This is a genomic window from Bradyrhizobium erythrophlei (assembly GCF_042430365.1).
Taxonomy (GTDB): Bacteria; Pseudomonadota; Alphaproteobacteria; order Rhizobiales; family Xanthobacteraceae; genus Bradyrhizobium; species Bradyrhizobium erythrophlei.
This window is the reverse complement of the sequence record NZ_JBHMET010000144.1, coordinates 89,802-106,894: the sequence shown is the minus strand read 5'-3', so window position 1 is coordinate 106,894 and position 17,093 is coordinate 89,802. Positions and strand designations below refer to the sequence as shown.

12 protein-coding genes are annotated in these 17,093 nt (G+C 66.3%); 8 read left to right on the top strand and 4 right to left on the bottom strand.

Annotated elements, in window-relative coordinates; translation table 11 throughout:
• On the top strand, positions 1–1,200 hold the full coding sequence (locus ACFFWD_RS22100; protein ID WP_376968598.1) for an MFS transporter: 1,200 nt from the start codon (positions 1–3) through the stop codon (positions 1,198–1,200).
• Here the strand turns inward: ACFFWD_RS22100 and dgcA are convergent.
• Positions 1,170–2,165 (bottom strand): N-acetyl-D-Glu racemase DgcA, encoded by a 996-nt coding sequence (dgcA, locus tag ACFFWD_RS22095; RefSeq protein ID WP_376968597.1) that lies wholly within the window; start codon positions 2,163–2,165, stop codon positions 1,170–1,172. The genes ACFFWD_RS22100 and dgcA overlap by 31 nt on opposite strands.
• A gap of 149 nt (positions 2,166–2,314) precedes the next feature.
• Here dgcA and ACFFWD_RS22090 point away from each other — a divergent pair, with 149 nt between their 5' ends.
• From ACFFWD_RS22090 to ACFFWD_RS22080, 3 genes are all read left to right on the top strand, one after another.
• Entirely contained in the window at positions 2,315–3,448 is a 1,134-nt protein-coding gene (locus tag ACFFWD_RS22090) for an MlaE family ABC transporter permease (protein ID WP_376968596.1), read from the top strand.
• Positions 3,449–3,450: 2 nt separating this feature from the next.
• Positions 3,451–4,221, top strand: coding sequence for an ABC transporter ATP-binding protein (locus ACFFWD_RS22085; RefSeq protein WP_376968595.1), 771 nt, complete (start codon positions 3,451–3,453; stop codon positions 4,219–4,221).
• Between the two features lie 113 nt (positions 4,222–4,334).
• Positions 4,335–5,201, top strand: a complete 867-nt coding sequence (locus ACFFWD_RS22080) for an MlaD family protein (protein WP_376968594.1) — start codon at positions 4,335–4,337, stop codon at positions 5,199–5,201.
• A 230-nt stretch (positions 5,202–5,431) separates the two neighbouring features.
• On the opposite strand, the gene ACFFWD_RS22075 is transcribed toward ACFFWD_RS22080, so the two are convergent.
• Entirely contained in the window at positions 5,432–11,296 is a 5,865-nt protein-coding gene (locus ACFFWD_RS22075) for an apolipoprotein A-IV repeat region-like domain-containing protein (RefSeq protein WP_376968593.1), read from the bottom strand.
• Positions 11,297–11,676: 380 nt separating this feature from the next.
• Between ACFFWD_RS22075 and ACFFWD_RS22070 the strand changes: the two genes are divergently transcribed.
• Together ACFFWD_RS22070 and ACFFWD_RS22065 are read left to right on the top strand one after the other, a co-directional pair.
• A complete protein-coding gene (locus ACFFWD_RS22070; protein WP_376968592.1) occupies positions 11,677–12,054 on the top strand; it encodes an Hpt domain-containing protein in 378 nt (125 codons plus the stop codon).
• Between the two features lie 170 nt (positions 12,055–12,224).
• Positions 12,225–12,545: a 2Fe-2S iron-sulfur cluster-binding protein gene (locus ACFFWD_RS22065; protein ID WP_376968591.1), complete on the top strand. Its 321-nt coding sequence runs from the start codon at positions 12,225–12,227 to the stop codon at positions 12,543–12,545.
• A gap of 106 nt (positions 12,546–12,651) precedes the next feature.
• Here ACFFWD_RS22065 and ACFFWD_RS22060 read toward each other — a convergent pair whose 3' ends face one another.
• Positions 12,652–13,113 (bottom strand): acyl-CoA thioesterase, encoded by a 462-nt coding sequence (locus tag ACFFWD_RS22060; RefSeq protein ID WP_376968590.1) that lies wholly within the window; start codon positions 13,111–13,113, stop codon positions 12,652–12,654.
• A 159-nt stretch (positions 13,114–13,272) separates the two neighbouring features.
• Between ACFFWD_RS22060 and ACFFWD_RS22055 the strand changes: the two genes are divergently transcribed.
• Together ACFFWD_RS22055 and ACFFWD_RS22050 are read left to right on the top strand one after the other, a co-directional pair.
• Positions 13,273–14,301, top strand: a complete 1,029-nt coding sequence (locus tag ACFFWD_RS22055) for an NAD(P)/FAD-dependent oxidoreductase (RefSeq protein ID WP_376968589.1) — start codon at positions 13,273–13,275, stop codon at positions 14,299–14,301.
• A 134-nt stretch (positions 14,302–14,435) separates the two neighbouring features.
• Positions 14,436–15,044, top strand: a complete 609-nt coding sequence (locus tag ACFFWD_RS22050; RefSeq protein ID WP_376968738.1) for a DUF2147 domain-containing protein — start codon at positions 14,436–14,438, stop codon at positions 15,042–15,044.
• Here the strand turns inward: ACFFWD_RS22050 and ACFFWD_RS22045 are convergent.
• Positions 15,041–17,044: an SGNH/GDSL hydrolase family protein gene (locus tag ACFFWD_RS22045; protein WP_376968588.1), complete on the bottom strand. Its 2,004-nt coding sequence runs from the start codon at positions 17,042–17,044 to the stop codon at positions 15,041–15,043. The two genes, ACFFWD_RS22050 and ACFFWD_RS22045, sit on opposite strands and share 4 nt — an antisense overlap.
• Positions 17,045–17,093 lie beyond the last annotated feature (49 nt).

Sequence of the window (17,093 nt, the reverse complement as noted above, 5' to 3'; positions counted from 1 at the left end):
ATGCAGTCCGAATCACAAATCCCCATCGCATCCGAGGTTGCATCGCGGCGATTCGCAACGCGACTGGCCGCGTTCTACGCCACGCTGTTCGGGATGACCGGCACCCATCTGCCGTTTTTCACGGTGTGGCTGAAGGCGATCGGAATCGATGCTGCCTGGATCGGCATCATCACCGCAGTGCCGCCGATGACGCGCTTCACCGTGCTGCCGCTCGTCACCGGCATGGCCGAACGGCGTCAGATGCTGCGCGGCGCGATCATAGTCACGGGGTTCGCGACCGCGTTCGGCTTCTTCGTGATCGGCACCCAGCACCTGCCGCTCCTGGTGCTCGCGATCTATGCGCTGACCTGCTGTGTCTGGACCCCGATGGTGCCGCTGACCGATGCCTATGCGCTGCGCGGCGTGGCGCGCTACGGGCTCAATTATGGACCGTTGCGGCTGTGGGGTTCGGCCGCCTTCGTGGTCGGCGCGCTTGGCTGCGGCTTGCTGCTCGGCAGCATCGCGCCCGTGCATCTGATCTGGATCATCGCCGGCGCTGCCGCGCTCGGCGCTTTCGTCGGGCTCACGCTGGTTCCGCTGGATCGTCCGGTGACGGCATCGGCGCCGGCACATGGCGCGCGCAAGCTGCTGCACGACTCCGGCTTCCTCGCCATCATCGTCTCGTCGGCGCTGATCCAGAGCAGCCACGCCGCCTACTACATCTTCGCATCGATCGCCTGGCAGCAGGCCGGCTTCAGCGGGCTGACGATCGCAAGCCTATGGGCGCTCGGCGTCATCGCCGAGATTGTGCTGTTTGCGCTGTCGCCGCGCTTCACGCTGCCGTCCGCCGTGCTGGTGGTGATCGCCGCCGCCAGCGGCGTGGCGCGCTGGACGATTACCGCGCAGGACCCGCCGATCGCGATCCTTGCCGTGGTCCAGCTTGCGCACGGGCTGACCTTCGGGTTGACCCAGGTCGGCATCATGGGGCTGATGGTGCATCACGTGCCCACCCACATGATCGCGCGCGGGCAGGGTTATCTCGCTGCCTGCAGCGGCATCTTCTCGAGCGTCACGTCGATCCTGTGCGGCATCGTCTATGCGCGCTACGGGCAGGGCGTCTATTACATGATGGCCGCGATGGCCGGCTCAGGCGGGCTCGTGATGTGGCTCGCGCTGAACAGGTTCGCCCATCACCCCCAGAGCGCGGCGTCCGGCGGATAGATCATGCTGCCGTCATAGCGCAGACCGTGATCGCGGTCGCGCGCGAGCAGCAAGGGACCATCGAGATCGACGAAGCGCGCGGCCTGCGCGATCAGCATCGCGGGCGCCATCGACAGCGAGGTCGCGACCATGCAGCCGATCATGATCTCGAAGCCGATCGCGCGCGCGGCATCGGCCATCGCCAGCGCCTCGGTCAAGCCGCCGGTCTTGTCGAGCTTGATGTTGACGGCGTCGTAACGGCCGCGCAGGCCCTCGAGCGAGGCGCGGTCATGCACGCTTTCGTCGGCGCAGACCGCAACCGGGCGCTTGATCCGCGCCAGCGCCTCGTCGTTACCGGCCGGCAGCGGCTGCTCGATCAGGATGACGCCTGCGTCGGCGCAGGCCGCGAGATTGGCGGCGAGGCTGTCCTCGGTCCACGCCTCGTTGGCGTCGACGATCAATTCCGACTTCGGCGCGGCCTTGCGCACGGCGGCAATGCGCTCGCTGTCGCCGTCGCCGCCGAGCTTGATCTTGAGCAGGGGGCGATGCGCCGCCCTGGCGGTCGCCTCGGCCATCGCCGCAGGCGTGCCGAGCGAGATCGTATAGGCGGTGGTGCAGGGCGTCGGCGCAGGGCGGCCGAGCAGGTTCCAGATGCGCTGGCCGGCGGCCTTGGCCTCCAAGTCCGAGAGCGCGCAATCCAGCGCGTTCCGGGCGGCGCCGGGGCGCATCGCCGCCTGGAGGGCGATCCGGTCCAGGCCCCGGGCCAACGGCTCGGCCATCGCCTGCATCGCCTGCAGCGTCGCCTCCGGCGTCTCGCCGTAGCGCGGATAGGGCACGCATTCGCCACGGCCGGTGACGCCGCCCTGGCTGACTTCCGCCACCACGGTCACGGCCTCGGTCTTGGCGCCGCGGCTGATGGTAAAGGAGCCCGCGATCGGCCAGCGCTCGATGCGGGTGGACAGGGTTCGGGAGGGGGTGGAAGTCATTTTAAAGTCTACTATTTCCTGAACCGTATGCTTGCGACCTGCAACCAACTATGGCTGGTTTATGGCTGGTTAGTGACAGATTCGACAAGGCAGTCCGGGCGTGCTGGATACCTGCTTTCGAACGGCCAACCAGCCGAGGGGTGGGCATTTTGAGCGGCGACCCGACACTGGAGCGGATAGCCCAAGGCGAGGGACTGGCGTTGTGCGCGGCGGGCAACTGGACGGCCCGCTTTGCCCCTGCGCTCGAGAAGATCGTCTCCGATGCCGAGAAGCTGCGCGGCAGCCGCCCGCATATCTTCATCGACGTCTCGCAGGTCTCGAAGCTCGACACCTTTGGCGCCTGGCTGATCGAGCGGCTGCGCCGCAGCCTGAGCGACACGACCGCGGAAGCCAAGATCGCCGGGCTCTCGGCCAACTATTCCAGCCTGGTCGACGAGGTCCGCCGCGTCGGCGCCGCACCCAGGGCCGACGGCGATCCGGTGTCGATCGCGGGCATGCTGGAACAGATCGGCCGCGCCGTGGTCGGGATCGGCGGCACCATCATCAGCCTGATCGACATGCTCGGCGCGGTGCTGGCGGCGGCCGGACATGTCCTGATCCATCCGCGCAGCTTCCGCCTGACCTCCACCGTGCATCATCTCGAGCAGGTGTGCTGGCGCGCGGTGCCGATCGTGGTGCTGATCACCTTCCTGATCGGCTGCATCATCTCGCAGCAGGGCATCTTCCATTTCCGCAAATTCGGCGCCGATATCTTCGTGGTCGACATGCTCGGCGTGCTGGTGTTGCGCGAGATCGGCGTTCTGCTCGTCGCGATCATGGTTGCGGGCCGCTCGGGCTCGGCCTACACCGCCGAGCTCGGCTCGATGAAGATGCGCGAGGAGATCGACGCGCTGCGCACCATGGGGTTCGACCCGATCGAGGTCCTGATCCTGCCGCGCATGCTGGCGCTGGTCCTGGCGTTGCCGATCCTCGCCTTCCTCGGCGCGATGGCCGCGCTCTATGGCGGCGGCCTTGTTGCCTGGCTTTACGGCGGCGTCGATCCGGAAGCGTTTCTGCTTCGCCTGCGCGACGCCATCTCGATCGACCATTTCATCGTCGGCCTCGTCAAGGCGCCGGTCATGGCGGCCGTGATCGGCATCGTCGCCTGCGTCGAGGGGCTTGCGGTGCAGGGCTCGGCGGAATCGCTCGGCCAGCACACCACGTCGTCGGTGGTGAAGGGCATCTTCTTCGTGATCGTGATGGACGGCGTGTTCGCGATCTTCTTTGCATCGATCGGAATGTGACGATGGCCGAGCAGACAGCCGACGCCATCATCCGCGTCCGCGACATCACCGTGCAGTTCGGCAAGACGCGCGTGCTCGACGGGCTGAATCTCGACGTCAAGCGCGGCGAGATCCTCGGCTTCGTCGGCCCCTCCGGCGCCGGCAAATCGGTGCTGACGCGCACCATCATCGGCCTCGTGCCGAAGGTCTCCGGCCGCATCGAGGTGTTCGGCGTCGATCTCGATGCCGCAAGTGCCAGCGAGCGGCGCGGCGTCGAGCGACGCTGGGGCATCCTGTTCCAGCAGGGCGCGCTGTTCTCCTCGCTGACGGTGCGACAGAACATCCAGTTTCCGGTGCGCGAATATCTGCGCGTCTCGCAGCGGCTGCTCGACGAGATCATGGTCGCCAAGCTCGTGATGGTGGGCCTGAAGCCGGAGGTCGCCGACCGCTACCCGTCGGAACTCTCCGGCGGCATGATCAAGCGGGTCGCGCTGGCGCGCGCGCTCGCGCTCGATCCCGAACTCGTGTTCCTCGACGAGCCGACCTCGGGTCTCGATCCGATCGGCGCCGGCGATTTCGACGAATTGGTGCGCACCCTGCAGCGCACTTTGGGGCTGACTGTTTTCATGGTAACCCACGATCTCGACAGCCTTTATACCGCGTGCGACCGTATCGCCGTTTTAGGGAACGGTAAGATCATTGCAGCAGGATCGATCGCCGACATGAAGGCCTCGCCGCATCCGTGGCTGCAGCAATATTTCAACGGCAAGCGCGCCCGCGCCGTTGTGAGCTAGCGCATGATCCCGAAAAGTGGAGGCCGGTTTTCGGACAAAATCATGCGCCAACCAAGAAATTTGACGGCGCTGATGCAGCGCAGCTGCGCCAGCGTTAGTCTTCGGAGCAATTGATGGAAACCCGGGCGAACTACGTCCTGATCGGAGCGTTCACGCTGGCGGTGATCGCGGCCGCGGTCGGCTTCGTGGTCTGGTTCCAGAGCCTGCACACCACCAAGCAGCGCAGCCCGATCCGCGTCATCTTCGAGGGGCCGGCCTCGGGCCTGCGCAATGGCGGCAGCGTCAACTTCAACGGTATCAGGATAGGGGAAGTCGTCTCAGTGAAGCTCGACAATCCGCGGCGCGTGGTCGCGCTCGCGATGGTCGAGAACAACGCCCCGATCCGCAAGGACACGCTCGTCGGCCTCGAATTCCAGGGCCTGACCGGCGTCGCCGCGATCTCGCTCAGGGGCGGCGAGGAGGCCGCGCCGCCGGTGCCGCTCGACGAGGATGGCATCCCGGTTTTGACCGCCGATCCGAACGCGCTGCAGGACGTCACCGAGGCGATCCGCGCCACCTTGCAGAACGTCAACCGGATCGTCGCCGACAATCAGCAATCGGTGAAGAACTCGCTACGCAATCTCGAGACCTTCACCTCGGCCTTGGCGCGCAATTCGGAGAAGATCGACAACGTCATGCTCAAGGTCGACGGCGTGATGGGCAAGGCCGACAGTCTGATGCTCGGGCTGAACACGATCGCGGGCGGCAATTCCGGCGGCGAACTCAGCCTGATGGTGAAATCGATCCGCGAGCTCGCCGAGGACTTCGACAAGCGCTCGGGGGCGCTGATATCGGATGGCCGCCGGACGCTCGGCGACATCAGCCGCGCCGTGAACAATTTCGATCGCAATCCGAGCCGCGTGATCTTCGGCGGTAGCAACAACAGCACGCCGGAGCCCGCACCCGCGGCAGCGCCCGCGCCGCCGAGGCGGCGGCAGTGATGGGTGAATAGCATTCCTCCCTCGCCAAACCCGTCATTGCGAGCGCAGCGAAGCAATCCATATCCCCGCTTGCTTGCTGAAGTATGGATTGCTTCGTCGCTATCGCTCCTCGCAATGACGGCGGCGAGTGGCGCCTCGGCACGCGCGCACTGAACAACCAACCAAAAACAAAACGGAGGCCGTTAGGCCTCCGTTTCCATTGGTTATTCGCTACTCGATATTCGCCAGGCTCACCCCAGCCGGCCCGCGGCGTGAGCGAGCAGGGTGTAGACCAGCCCCGTCTCCGAGGTCAGGTGGCTGCGCAGCTCCTGCGGGCCGCGGCCGTCGCGGGCGACCTCATCGAGCAGGCGTTCGAACTCGCCGATATACCGATCGACGGTCTGCTTGAAGCCGCGGTCGGCGCGATACTTGCGGGCGACCTCGTCGAAGGCCTTCTGGCCGGCCGGCGTGTAGAGGCGCTTGGAGAACGCCTTGTTCTCGCCGCGCTGGTAGCGATCCCACATCTCGGCGGCGAGGTTGCGGTCCATCAGCCGGCCGATGTCGAGCGACAGCGACTCCAGCGGATTGACGGCGGCCGGCGGCGCCTGGCGGGGACGCGGTGCCTCGCGGCCCTGTGACGGCGGCTGCGCGTCGCTGCGGTTAAGCAGGTCGGACAGCCAACCGTCGCGGCCATTGTCAGAGCTCGCCGGGCTGACCGGCGGCGCTTCGGTGCGGCGCGAGGTCGGCATGCCGAGGTTCTGCATGCCGAGGTCCGGCGGCGGCAGGGTCGACGCGCTGCCGCCCGTATCGCGCATGCGGGCCTCGCCGCGGCCGCCGACGGACGCCACCATCGGCTCTTCCTGGCGCCCGTTGGCGCGGCTGCCGCTGACCACGTCGAGCCCGCGGCCGTGATGGGCGACGATGCGGTTCAGCTCGGCCAGCGCTTCGATCTGGTCGACGATCACCTTGCGCATCTGCGCGGTGTTCTCGGCGGCCTCCTGCGGCATTTCCAGCACGCCGCGGCGCAGCTCGTTGCGGGTGGCCTCGAGCTCGTTGTGCATCTCGGAGGCCATCTGCTTCATCGCCGTGACCATCGCGGAGAACTTCTCCGTCGATTCCTTGAACATCGCATCGGTCTCGGCGTTGCTCTGCTGGTACAGATCGTTCATCGCGTCGAGGGTCTGCTGCCGTTCGTTCTCGGCGGCCGCGCGGACCGCCTCGAACTGGCGGCTGATCGCCGCCGAACCGGCGCCGGCGGTTTCCGCCACCACGCGGGCGATGTCGCGGGCGCGCTCCTCGGCGGCGGCCAGCGATTCATCGAGCAACCCGGTGAAGCGTGACAGCCGCTGATCGAGATCGGTGGTGCGCAGGTCGATGGTGGTCACCAGCGATTCCAGCGCCGACTTGCGTTCGGTGACGGAAGCGGTGGTGGAGCGGTTGGCCTGCTCGACCACGGTGGCCGCCTCGATCAAGGCCTTGCCGTGGATCTCGAACTGGCTCGACAGTTGGCCGAGGTCCTCGAGCGCCTTGCCGGTCTTGCTGTTGAACACCGTCAACTGGTCTTCCAGCGTCTGCGTCGCCACGCCGTTGCGCGAGGTGACGTCGTTCATGGCGGACACGAAGTCAGCCACGCGGGTCACCAGCGCACGCTCCAGCGAGTTGAGGTTGTCGTGGGCGCCGGTCAGCACTTCCTGCAGCAGGATGTTGCCTTCGCGGAGCCGTTCGAACAGCGCCACCGTGTCGGTGCGCAGGATCTTGCTGGTCTCCTGCATCTCGGTGACGGCCGAGATCGACACCTGGCGCGACTGGTCGATCGCCGCCCGCGAGGCCTGCTCGAGGTCCTTGAGCGACTTCGCCACCGCGCCGGTCGCCTGATCGCCGGCCGACGTGATGTTGCGCGCGACGTCGCTGCCATGCGCGGCCATCGACTGCGAGAACGCTTGGCCGCGGGTCTCGATCGCCTTCAGCGCGTCGGCGGTGGCGCGATCCATGTCGGTCGAGAGCTGGTTCGACTTGGCGGTCAGCGCCTCGACCAGCGAGCCGCGGCGGCTGTCGACCATCTGCGACAGGCGATCGGCCTGCTGCTGCACATAGGTGACGATCTCGTCGGTCTTGCCGGTCATCGTCGAGCCGAATGCGCTGGAGGCTGCCAGCACCGACCGCTCGATATCGGCCGAGGTCGTCTTGACCTTGGTCGAGACCTCGTTGGACATGTTGACCAACGCGGCCTGGGCGTTCTGCGCCGAGGTCTGGATGTTGTCGGTGGTCTTGGCCGTGACCGCACCGAGCGAGCGCTCGATCTCGGTCGAGATCGTGCGGATCTGGTTGGCTGCATCGGCCGAGGTCGCCGCGAACGAGCTCTGAGCGTCGCGCGCGCTGCCGAGGATGGCCTGGGCGGTATCCGCGCCGGCCGTGGTGAGGGCACGTTCGATCTCGGAAGAGATGGTCCGGATCTGGCTTGCCGCGTCGGTGGAGGTCGCCACGAACGAGCTTTGGGCCTCCCGTGCGCTGCCGAGAATGGCCTGGGCGGTATCCGCGCCGGCCGTGGTGAGCGCACGTTCGATCTCGGAGGAGATGGTCCGGATCTGGCTGGCCGCCTCGGTGGAGGTTGCCACGAACGAGCTTTGAGCCTCGCGTGCGCTGCCGAGGATGGCCTGCGCGGTACCTGCACCGGCCGCAGTCAGCGCGCGCTCGACGTCGATCGCCAGCGACTTGACGTGATCGGCAGCTTCCGACGACGCAGCGACCAGGGTGTTCTGGGCCTCGCGCGCACCGGCTGTGATCCGCTCGATCGTCCCGGTGCCGGCCACCGACAGCGAACGCTCGATGTCGGAAGCAAGCGCCGTCACCTTGCTCGCAGCGTCCGCGGACGCGTTGACGAGGGTGTTCTGGGCATCGCGCGCACCGGCGGTGATCGTCTCCGCGGTGGCGGAGCCAGCCATCGACAGCGAGCGCTGCATGTCGGCGGCGAGCGTCTTGACCAGATTGGTCGCCTCGGTGGACGCATTGGCAAGTGTGCTCTGGGCTTCCCGCGCGCTGGCGACGACGGCCTCGGCGGTCGCGGTGCCCGCAATCGAGAGCGAACGCTCGACATCGCCGGCGAGCGACTTGACCTGGCCAGTGACGTCGGTCGAGGCCGAGATCAGCGTGCTCTGCGCCTCGCGCGCCCCGGCGGTGATGGCTTCGGCCGTGGCGGTGCCGGCGATCGACAGCGAGCGCTCGACGTCGGCCGCGAGCGACTTGACCTGGTTTGCCGCATCGGTGGAGGCGGTGACGAGCGTGGTCTGGGCTTCGCGTGCGCCGGCCGTGATGGCTTCGGCGGTTGCACTGCCGAGCATCGACAGCGAGCGTTCGACATCGGCTGCCAGCGACTTGACCTGGCTGGCGGCATCGGCGGAGGCCGAGACCAGCGTGGTCTGCGCCTCGCGGGCGCCCGACAGCACCGATGCGGCGGTGGCACTGCCGGCCGCCTGCAGTGTGCGCTCCACGTCGGACGACAGGGCCTTGATCTGGGAGGCGACGTCGCCGGAGGTCGCGACCAGCGAGGCCTGCGCGTCGCGGGCACTGGTCAGGATCGAGCTGGCGGCGCTGGTGCCGACCGCGGTCAGCACGCCCTCGACCTCGGACGAGGTGAGCTTGAGCTGGGCACCGACGTCGGTCGAGACCGTGAGCAACGCCTGCTGCGCCGTGCGCGCGCCGGTCTGGATGGTCTCGCTGGTGTTGACCACGAGGTTGGTGAGCGAGCGCTCCGCGTCCTCGACGTGGGAGCGGATGCCGGACGACAGCAATTCGGCGCGCGCCATCAGATCGTCGCTCGCCTGGCGTCCGCTGCTCTCGATGCGGCCAGCGACAGCCTCGACGCGCGAGCCGAGCAGATCCTCGAACTGCGCGACGCGAGTGTCGATGTCGTTGGCGATGGCGCCGACGCGGGTCTCGATGCCCTGCTGGATGTCCATGAACCGCGCCGAGATGGTGTCGGTCAGGTGCGCGCTGCGACCGTTGATGGTCTCGGCGAGGCGGGCGCTGTGGCCGTTGATGGTTTCGGTGACGTTGTTGATGCGATGGTCGACCGCGGCGATCGCCTGCACGGTGCCTTCGGTCAGCGTCGTGCCGAGGAGGCCGAGGCGTGAGTCGATCGACTGGATCGCCTGCGCGGCGCCGTCCGTCAGCGAGGTCGCGAGCGTGCCGAGGCGGCCCTCGATGGTGTCGGTGACCGACCTCGCGCGGTTGTCGAAGGTGACCTCGAGAGTCTTCAACCGTCCGTCGATCGTCTCGTCGAGCGACCTGAGGCGGCCGTCGAGCGACGTGTCGAGGAAGGAGAGGCGGCCTTCGAGCGAAGAGTCGAAGGTCGAGAGCTTGTTGTCCAGCGAGGCGTCCAGATTGGTGACGCGGCTGCCGAGCGTGGTCTCGAACTGCAGCAGGCGCTGGTCGAGTGAGGCGGTGATCTCGCCGCCGTTCGAGGTCAGGCGGTGATCGAAGGTGTCGACATAGTTCTTCAGGCTGTCGGCGATGTCCTGGGTGCGCTGGCCCATGCGCTCGACGATGTCGCCGCCGAAGGTCTTCACCGTGCGGTCGAATTCCGAGATGTGGCGGGTGATCAGCGCGCCGAGCGTGCCGGAGTCGCGGGCAAACTTCTCGGCGAGCTCGCTGCCGTGGTTCTTCACCAGCTCGTCGAACGCGCTCATCTGCAGCGACAGCGAATCGTGCGCGGTCTCGGTTTGGCTCACCACCTTGGCGACCAGCGAGTTGACGGTGACGTCGAGCGCCTCGCTCGCCTTGTCGCCGGACGTCATGATCTGGCCGGCGAGGCGGTTGCCGGCGTCGTCGATCTTGCCGACGAGGTCGTTGCTGCGGAGCTCGAGCTCGAGCAGCAGCGAGTCCGAGGAGTTCTTCAGGGAGTCGTGGACCTGCTCGGTGCGGTCGGAGATGCCGTCGACGATGGTCGACGAGCGCTGCTCGAACTCGCTGGTGATGCGGTCGATGCGCTCGTTCAACATCTCGTGGACGCGGTCGGCCAGATCGACGAACTCGTCATGGACGTGGCCGGTCTTGAAGTTGAGGCTGGTGGTCAGCCGCTCGGAGGCGTCCATCACGGCGCGCGTGGTTTCGGCGCTGGCTTCCTCGAGGCGATCGAGCAGGTCGCCGCCGCGCTCGCCGAGCGCGAGGATCATGTTGTCGCCGGCGTGGCTCAGCGCCGTCGTGATGTGCTGGCCGCGCTCTTCCAGCGCGCCGGTGATGCTCTTGGCGACCTCGTCGACGCGCGAGGCGATCGCATCCGAAATCAGCGCGATGTCGTGGCGCAGGTCGATCTGCACGCCGGAAATCGCGCTGCGCACCTGCTCGGCCTGGCCGACCAGATTGTCGCGCTGATGGGCGATGTCCTGCAGCAGCGCGCGGATGCGCACCTCGTTGTCGGAATAGGCGCGCTCGAGCGCCGCGACCTCGTTGGCAACGAGGGTTTCGAGCTCGCCGGCGCGCGCGATCGCGCGCTCGACGCCGTCGCCCATCGCCGCGACCTCGCGGCGGATCGCCTGGCCGACGGTCACCATGGAATCGGCGGCGGCATTCTCGGGCTCGGAGAAGCGGATCGCGACCTGCGCCATCGACTGCGCGATCATGCGCATTTCCTGGCCGCGCCAGGCAAGGCTGGCGAGGAAGTAGAACAGCAGGATCGGCGCCAGGAACAGCGCGGCGAGGCCGGCCACGGCGAGCGCGCCGCCGCTCTGCAACGAGGGCAGGAAGGCAAAGGTGAGGATGCCGCAGCCGATCAGCCAGACACCGGCGGACAGCGTGGCGAGCGTATAGACGTTGCGGGCAGGGCGGCCCTTCTGCAACGCCTGCAGGAGCTGGCCGATAGTTTCGCGATCGTCATTGGCGGCGCGGCGCGGGCTGCGCGGCTCCTCGATCGGTTCGAACACTGGACGGTCCGCGGCGGGGCGGGGCTCGAATGAGGTGGCCGAGAAATCGGCCGCGGCTGGCGGAAGGCTCGGCGGCGCGACGTCCTCGTTGACGGGAGAGCGGTTCTCCGCGCCCTGTTCGCCGATATTGAGGGCCTCCTGGATGGCAGAAAGCGCGACTTCGGTGGGATCTTTGACCTTCTTGGGATTGTTCGCCATGTTCAGTCTAAGCCCTCTTACTATTTTACGCGTCGGCGACCTTGCGAACGTCCCCTCGCAAGCTCGAAGCCGGTGCCCACAGCGGAGTGCAATCGCCCGTCGGCGGCTTGTCCGCTACATCCGCAAACATCCTATTGGTTGAGCGGATCGAATGAAATGGTTGCGATTAAGACATTCTTAATCATCGTTAACAGCTTTAAGCCATAAGGCCTTATGGGTACACGAAATTCCCGTGTCACCCCGTCAATTGTGTCGGGATCGTGTCCGAAATCGGGCAGATTTGCAGTTAATCCCGACAACAATCCGTTAACCAGTTTCATGATTGGCTAGGCCAACAGCCCCGCCGGAAACGTCCCCGGCGGAGACAACTTGGACAGGCCATGCCGCTTCACCTCGAACGGATTGAATGGATGCCATCGCCGCCGCTCGCTCCCGATGACGGTCCGATCGATCTCGACCACCTGCAGCGCATGACACTCGGCGACGCCGGCCTCGAGCAGGAGGTGCTGGCGATGTTTTCCGCCCAGTCGGCCAAGATCTTCGGCGAACTGACCGCCTTGCCGGCCGAGGGGGCGGCGCGCGCGCACACCCTGAAGGGCTCGGCGCGGGCGATCGGCGCATTTGGCGTCGCCGAGGCCGCCGCCCGGCTGGAGGCTGGGGTCGCGACTGGTTCCGACCCGTCAGATCTGCTGGCCGAACTCGGGACTGCGATCGCCGAAGCGCGGGCCGCGATCGACGTGATGCTGCGCCGTTCCTAGGTCGCTGGGCGCCCGATGGGTGCCGAAGCCCAGATCCCGTCGTATGATGCGGCAAAACGGGCCGGCAGGTTTTCCTCCCCCGGGCGCTAGCGCTGCGCGGGTCGACCCGTTATAGGACTGCCGGGACCCTTCCTTCCATCGTCCGGCGTATTCCGGCAGCATGAGCGACCATGGCCAAAATCCACTTCATCGACCATTCCGGCGAGAAACGCACCATTGAGATCGACAACGGCGCGACCGTGATGGAAGGGGCGATCCGTAACGCCATCCCCGGCATTGAAGCCGAATGTGGTGGCGCCTGCGCGTGCGCGACCTGCCATGTCTATGTCGATGAAGCCTGGCGCGAGAAGGTCGGTGCACCTTCGCCGATGGAAGAGGACATGCTGGATTTCGGCTTCGACGTACGGCCGAATTCGCGGCTGTCGTGCCAGATCAAGGTGACCGACGAGCTCGACGGCCTCACCGTGTCGACGCCGGAACGCCAAGCCTAGCGCATCATCGGTTCTGATCGCATCAGGACCGAATTTCTCGCGTGTTGTTTCAACGCGTTTTCGTCACGCGAACCGGATTCACGTCGCTCGAAAACGCCATCGCGCCTCACTCGCCGTCCGGATTGACGCCGCGACGGACCCAGCGCCGGAAATTCTCCTTGACCTCGGCCGGCAGCGGCGCCGGCCTGCGTGTGGCTTCGTCGATCATGACCGTGATCGCTTTCGCTGATGCCACGCAGCGTCCTTCGGAAAACACCACCTGATCGAACGCGGTCGACGTCCGTCCGAATCTGACGAGACCAAGCCCCAGTTCGATCTTGCCCGGCCAGTGCAGCTCGGCGCGGAAGTGGATGTCGAGGCGCACCATGATCCAGCCAAGGCCCGGCGGCATCAGTCCCATGCCGGGATCCTTCACCAGCGTGACGCGGCCGGTTTCGAAATAGCTCGCATACACCGCATTGTTGACGTGGCCGTTCGGATCGAGATCGGCAAAGCGGACATTGTCCGAGAGCCGATAGGGGAAATCTTCCAGGCGCGGCGCGTCTTCAGTGCGGATCGGGGCGTTCACAGGGGTCTCCGTTGGTGTCCCGACCATACAGCCCAGTTGCCGTGGCTCGGCAAGGGGTTGCCGCGCCGGCCTCTGCCCCTATTATGCATGTCAGGATCCGGCACCCGTGGCTGGACAGGCGAGAGCCGTCCGGTCGACCTCAACTGAAAAGAAGCGGATATGAGCGAAGTGATCAAAACCGATGTGCTGATTATTGGCGCGGGTCCGTGCGGACTGTTCGCCGTGTTCGAACTGGGCCTGCTCGACATGAAGGTGCATCTGGTCGACATTCTCGACAAGATCGGCGGCCAATGCGCCGAGCTTTATCCGGAGAAGCCGATCTACGACATCCCGGGCATCCCCTTCGTCACCGGCCAGGGGCTCACCGATCAGCTGATGGAGCAGGTCAAGCCGTTCAACCCGACCTTCCATCTCAACGAGATGGTGGACACGATCGAGAAGATCGGCGATCCGTTGTTCCGCGTGAAGACCGACGCCGGCAAGGAGTTCGAGGCCAAGGTCGTCGTGATCTCCGCTGGCGGCGGCTCGTTCCAGCCGAAGCGGCCGCCGGTGCCGGGCATCGAGGCCTATGAGGGTACGTCGGTATTCTACGCCGTGCGCAAGATGGAGCAATTCCGCGACAAGAGCATCCTGATCGTCGGCGGTGGCGACTCCGCGCTCGACTGGACGCTCAATCTGCATCCGATCGCCAAGCGCATCACGCTGCTGCACCGGCGCGATGATTTCCGCGCCGCCCCGCACAGCGTCGAGCAGATGCGCGCGCTGGTCGCGGACGGCAAGATGGATTTGAAGATCGGTCAGGTCACAGGTCTTGAGGGCGCAAGCGGCCAGCTCGCGGCCGCGACCATGAAGGGCAACGACAACGCAGTCTCCATGATCGCCTGCGATACGATGCTGCCGTTCTTCGGCCTCACGATGAAGCTCGGCCCGGTCGCGAACTGGGGCGTGGCGCTTGAAAACAACCTGGTGCCGGTCGACACCGCGGCGTTCGAGACCAACGTGTCGGGCATCTTCGCGATAGGCGACATCAACACCTATCCCGGCAAGCTGAAGCTCATTCTCTCCGGCTTCCATGAGGGTGCGCTGATGGCGCAGAAGGCGCACCGCTATGTCTATCCGGACAAGCGGCTGGTGTTCCAGTACACGACATCGTCGTCGAGCCTGCAGAAGAAGCTTGGAGTGAGCTGAAGCCGGTCCGAGCCAGATCAAAGACCGTGTACGCCGCGCCACGGCCCCTGCGATCGGTGACGCAGGCACTGGAACCCACCGCGAAATGGCCTTAGTCTGAGGCCATGCATTCGCTGGTTGGTCAGGTGACGATGATGCGGACTGCGCTATCCAGACTTCGATTGATGCTGCCGGTCGCAATTGCGCTGCTCGCCGCGGCGCTGCCGGCGCAGGCCGACGAGCCGTCGGCCGAGGGGTTGTGGCAGAAGGTCGAGGACGGTAAGCCGGCCGGCTGGTTCCTCGTGATCGATCACAGCGGCATCTTCGAAGGCGTGATCGCGAAGATGTTTGCCAAGCCCGGCGACCCGCCCAATCCGGTCTGCTCGAAATGCACCGACGATCGCAAGGACGCGCCCTGGCTCGGCATATCCTTCATCCGCGACATGAAGCGCGACGGGTTGAAATACGAGAACGGCAACGTGCTCGATCCGCGCGACGGTAAGACCTACAAGGCCAAGATGACCGTCAGTCCCGACGGACAGACGCTGACGATGCGCGGCTTTGTCGGCATCTCCCTATTCGGGAAGGACGAGGTCTGGACGCGCCTGCCGGACACCATGCTCGCGCAGGTCGATCCCGCCGTCGTCGCCAAATATCTGCCGGCACAGGCCGCAGCGATGAAGCCGCCACCGGCCCCTGCCATGAAGCCGCCGCCCGCGGCACCGAAGAAGGGCGTGGCTCCCGCGGCGGCGCCTGCGCGCTAATACAATCCGCCGGTCTTGCCGGATGGTGCAGGCACATTGGGCGCCACCGGGATGGGCGGCACCGGCTGCGAAATGATCTCCGGCACCGCGGTGTCGAGCTGCAAGACGCTGGCGGCTGCCGGCACCGCCGCATCCGCCATTGCGGCGTGTCCCTCTGCGGTCGGATGCACCGCGCCGCCATAGACCGCCGACAGGATTCCCCAGGTCGCGTCGTGGATATCATTCGGCTGCATCGAGGACGGCAGCCCCTGCGGATAGGTCATCGCCGCGAAATAGCTGTCATTGGCATCGCGGATCCAGCGCACACGCGGAAGATAGGCGCGGTATTCGCCGGCGCTGCGGCCGCATTTCAGCGGCTGATTGGCCGCGGTGACGATATCAGGGTCGAAGCTCTCGCCGTTGGCGGCGAAACACTCGCGGTCGAATTCCGGATCGGTCGCTGCGCGCGCGCAGAAGCCGTGGCTTGCGAATGTGTCCTGGTGTCCGTCTACGAAGGTCATGCGGTCGGAGCGCGGATTGCGGCAGATGATGCCGGACTGGCACAGCGCGATCGCCTTGAGCTGCGGCAGGAATTCGTTCTGGACGAAGCCGGAAACCGCGGCGAGCCGCTGCGGATCAGCGTTGAAGGAGGGGTGGATGTCGAAGCCGGCGCGGCCGCCGGGACAGGGCGCGCCGCCGCCGGCCAGTGTCGGATTGGCGTAGGTCGTGTAGATCACGCGCGCGAGATCGCCGCCGACCAGCGGCTTCAGCGCGTCGCGCAGCTTGGCAAAGCCGGCCGGCAAGTCGCGCGCCAGCGCCGATCGGGCGTCGTCGACGGAGGCCATCGAGCCGCCGCGCTTGAACAGCGTCCGTTCAATCGGGGTGTCCACGATCACGTCGGCGACGAGGCCGGAGAAATAGATATCGTTGGCGCCGATCGACAGCAGCACGAGATCAAGCTTGCGGTCGGGCTGGCGCCGCTGTGCGGCGGCAAGCGCCTCACGCAACTCCGAGAGCTGGCCGTTGACGGAGCCCGCGCAGGTATTGGCCGATTTCGTCGGCAAACATTCCTTCGCACGCTGGGAGCCGAGCAGGCCGTCGGCGATGGTAGCGCCAGAGCAGGCCAGCGGCAGGTAGGTCACCGCGATATGCGGATATTGCACGGCGAGCGCCAGCGCCGTGCGGGTCTGGTAGCTATACAGCGACCTATGACAGGCCGAGTTGAGCCACAGCGCGCTGTGCCGCTGCCAGTTCGACAGGCTATCCGGCGCTTCGCAGGCCCGTCCGCCTTTGTAGCCGGCGCGGCTCGGCCGGTAATATTGCGCGGTCGCGGAGCCAAGATAGGAGCGGAAGCAGAACCCTTCGTCGGACAGGGCGATCGCGCGGTCGGGATTGCCCTCACCGGAAGCGATGCTGTCGCCGAGGCCGGCGATGAAGAAATCGCGTACCGCGATCTCGGTGGAAACGCGCTGGTTTGCGTCCGAACCGCTCGCGACGTCAACGGTTGCGACCGTCGTGCGGCCGTAGCGGACGCGGAGATTGATAGGCTCGGCGCAGTCGAAGGTCGAGGATTGCGGCCCGTCGCCGTCGTCGAACGACCAGGCGCAGGTCGCGCCGACCGGGACCGCACCGGTGAGGCGGACGACGATCGCGTGGTCGATCGGCGTCAGGTAGTTTTCCTTGACGTTGTCACGGGTGCAGGGCTCGTTGACGCGGCCCTGCACGTCGATGCAGAGCCGGTTCACCACGTTGCGCGCCCAACCGCGGCCGTCGCTCTGCAATTCCAGCGCCTGCTCGGAGGCCAGTACGCTGCGGCCGAGGCCGCTTTCGACATGGAGGCGGAAATCGCGCTCCTCGCGGAACAGGCGGAAACGGTTACGGACTTCCCAGGATATCTGCAGCGGCGGATTGCCGGCGTCCTGCGCATCGGCGGCCGATGCAAATGCCGCAACCAAAGCGCCGGCGAGCAACGCCGCGCCTGCCGTCCAACGAAATGAAAATCGAGCCAGAAATCGAGCCATGGCGCGTTTCACGTCAGCGGTAAGGCAAAAATAAGAGAGCGGGAGTTTG

Bases quoted from the DNA above. Each gene is read 5' to 3' on its own strand.
- ACFFWD_RS22100 (WP_376968598.1), top strand. From the start codon at position 1: ATGCAGTCCGAATCACAAATCCCCATCGCATCCGAGGTTGCATCGCGG.
- dgcA (WP_376968597.1), bottom strand. From the start codon at position 2,165: ATGACTTCCACCCCCTCCCGAACCCTGTCCACCCGCATCGAGCGCTGG.
- ACFFWD_RS22085 (WP_376968595.1), top strand. From the start codon at position 3,451: ATGGCCGAGCAGACAGCCGACGCCATCATCCGCGTCCGCGACATCACC.
- ACFFWD_RS22080 (WP_376968594.1), top strand. From the start codon at position 4,335: ATGGAAACCCGGGCGAACTACGTCCTGATCGGAGCGTTCACGCTGGCG.
- ACFFWD_RS22075 (WP_376968593.1), bottom strand. From the start codon at position 11,296: ATGGCGAACAATCCCAAGAAGGTCAAAGATCCCACCGAAGTCGCGCTT.
- ACFFWD_RS22070 (WP_376968592.1), top strand. From the start codon at position 11,677: ATGCCGCTTCACCTCGAACGGATTGAATGGATGCCATCGCCGCCGCTC.
- ACFFWD_RS22065 (WP_376968591.1), top strand. From the start codon at position 12,225: ATGGCCAAAATCCACTTCATCGACCATTCCGGCGAGAAACGCACCATT.
- ACFFWD_RS22055 (WP_376968589.1), top strand. From the start codon at position 13,273: ATGAGCGAAGTGATCAAAACCGATGTGCTGATTATTGGCGCGGGTCCG.
- ACFFWD_RS22050 (WP_376968738.1), top strand. From the start codon at position 14,436: ATGCGGACTGCGCTATCCAGACTTCGATTGATGCTGCCGGTCGCAATT.
- ACFFWD_RS22045 (WP_376968588.1), bottom strand. From the start codon at position 17,044: ATGGCTCGATTTCTGGCTCGATTTTCATTTCGTTGGACGGCAGGCGCG.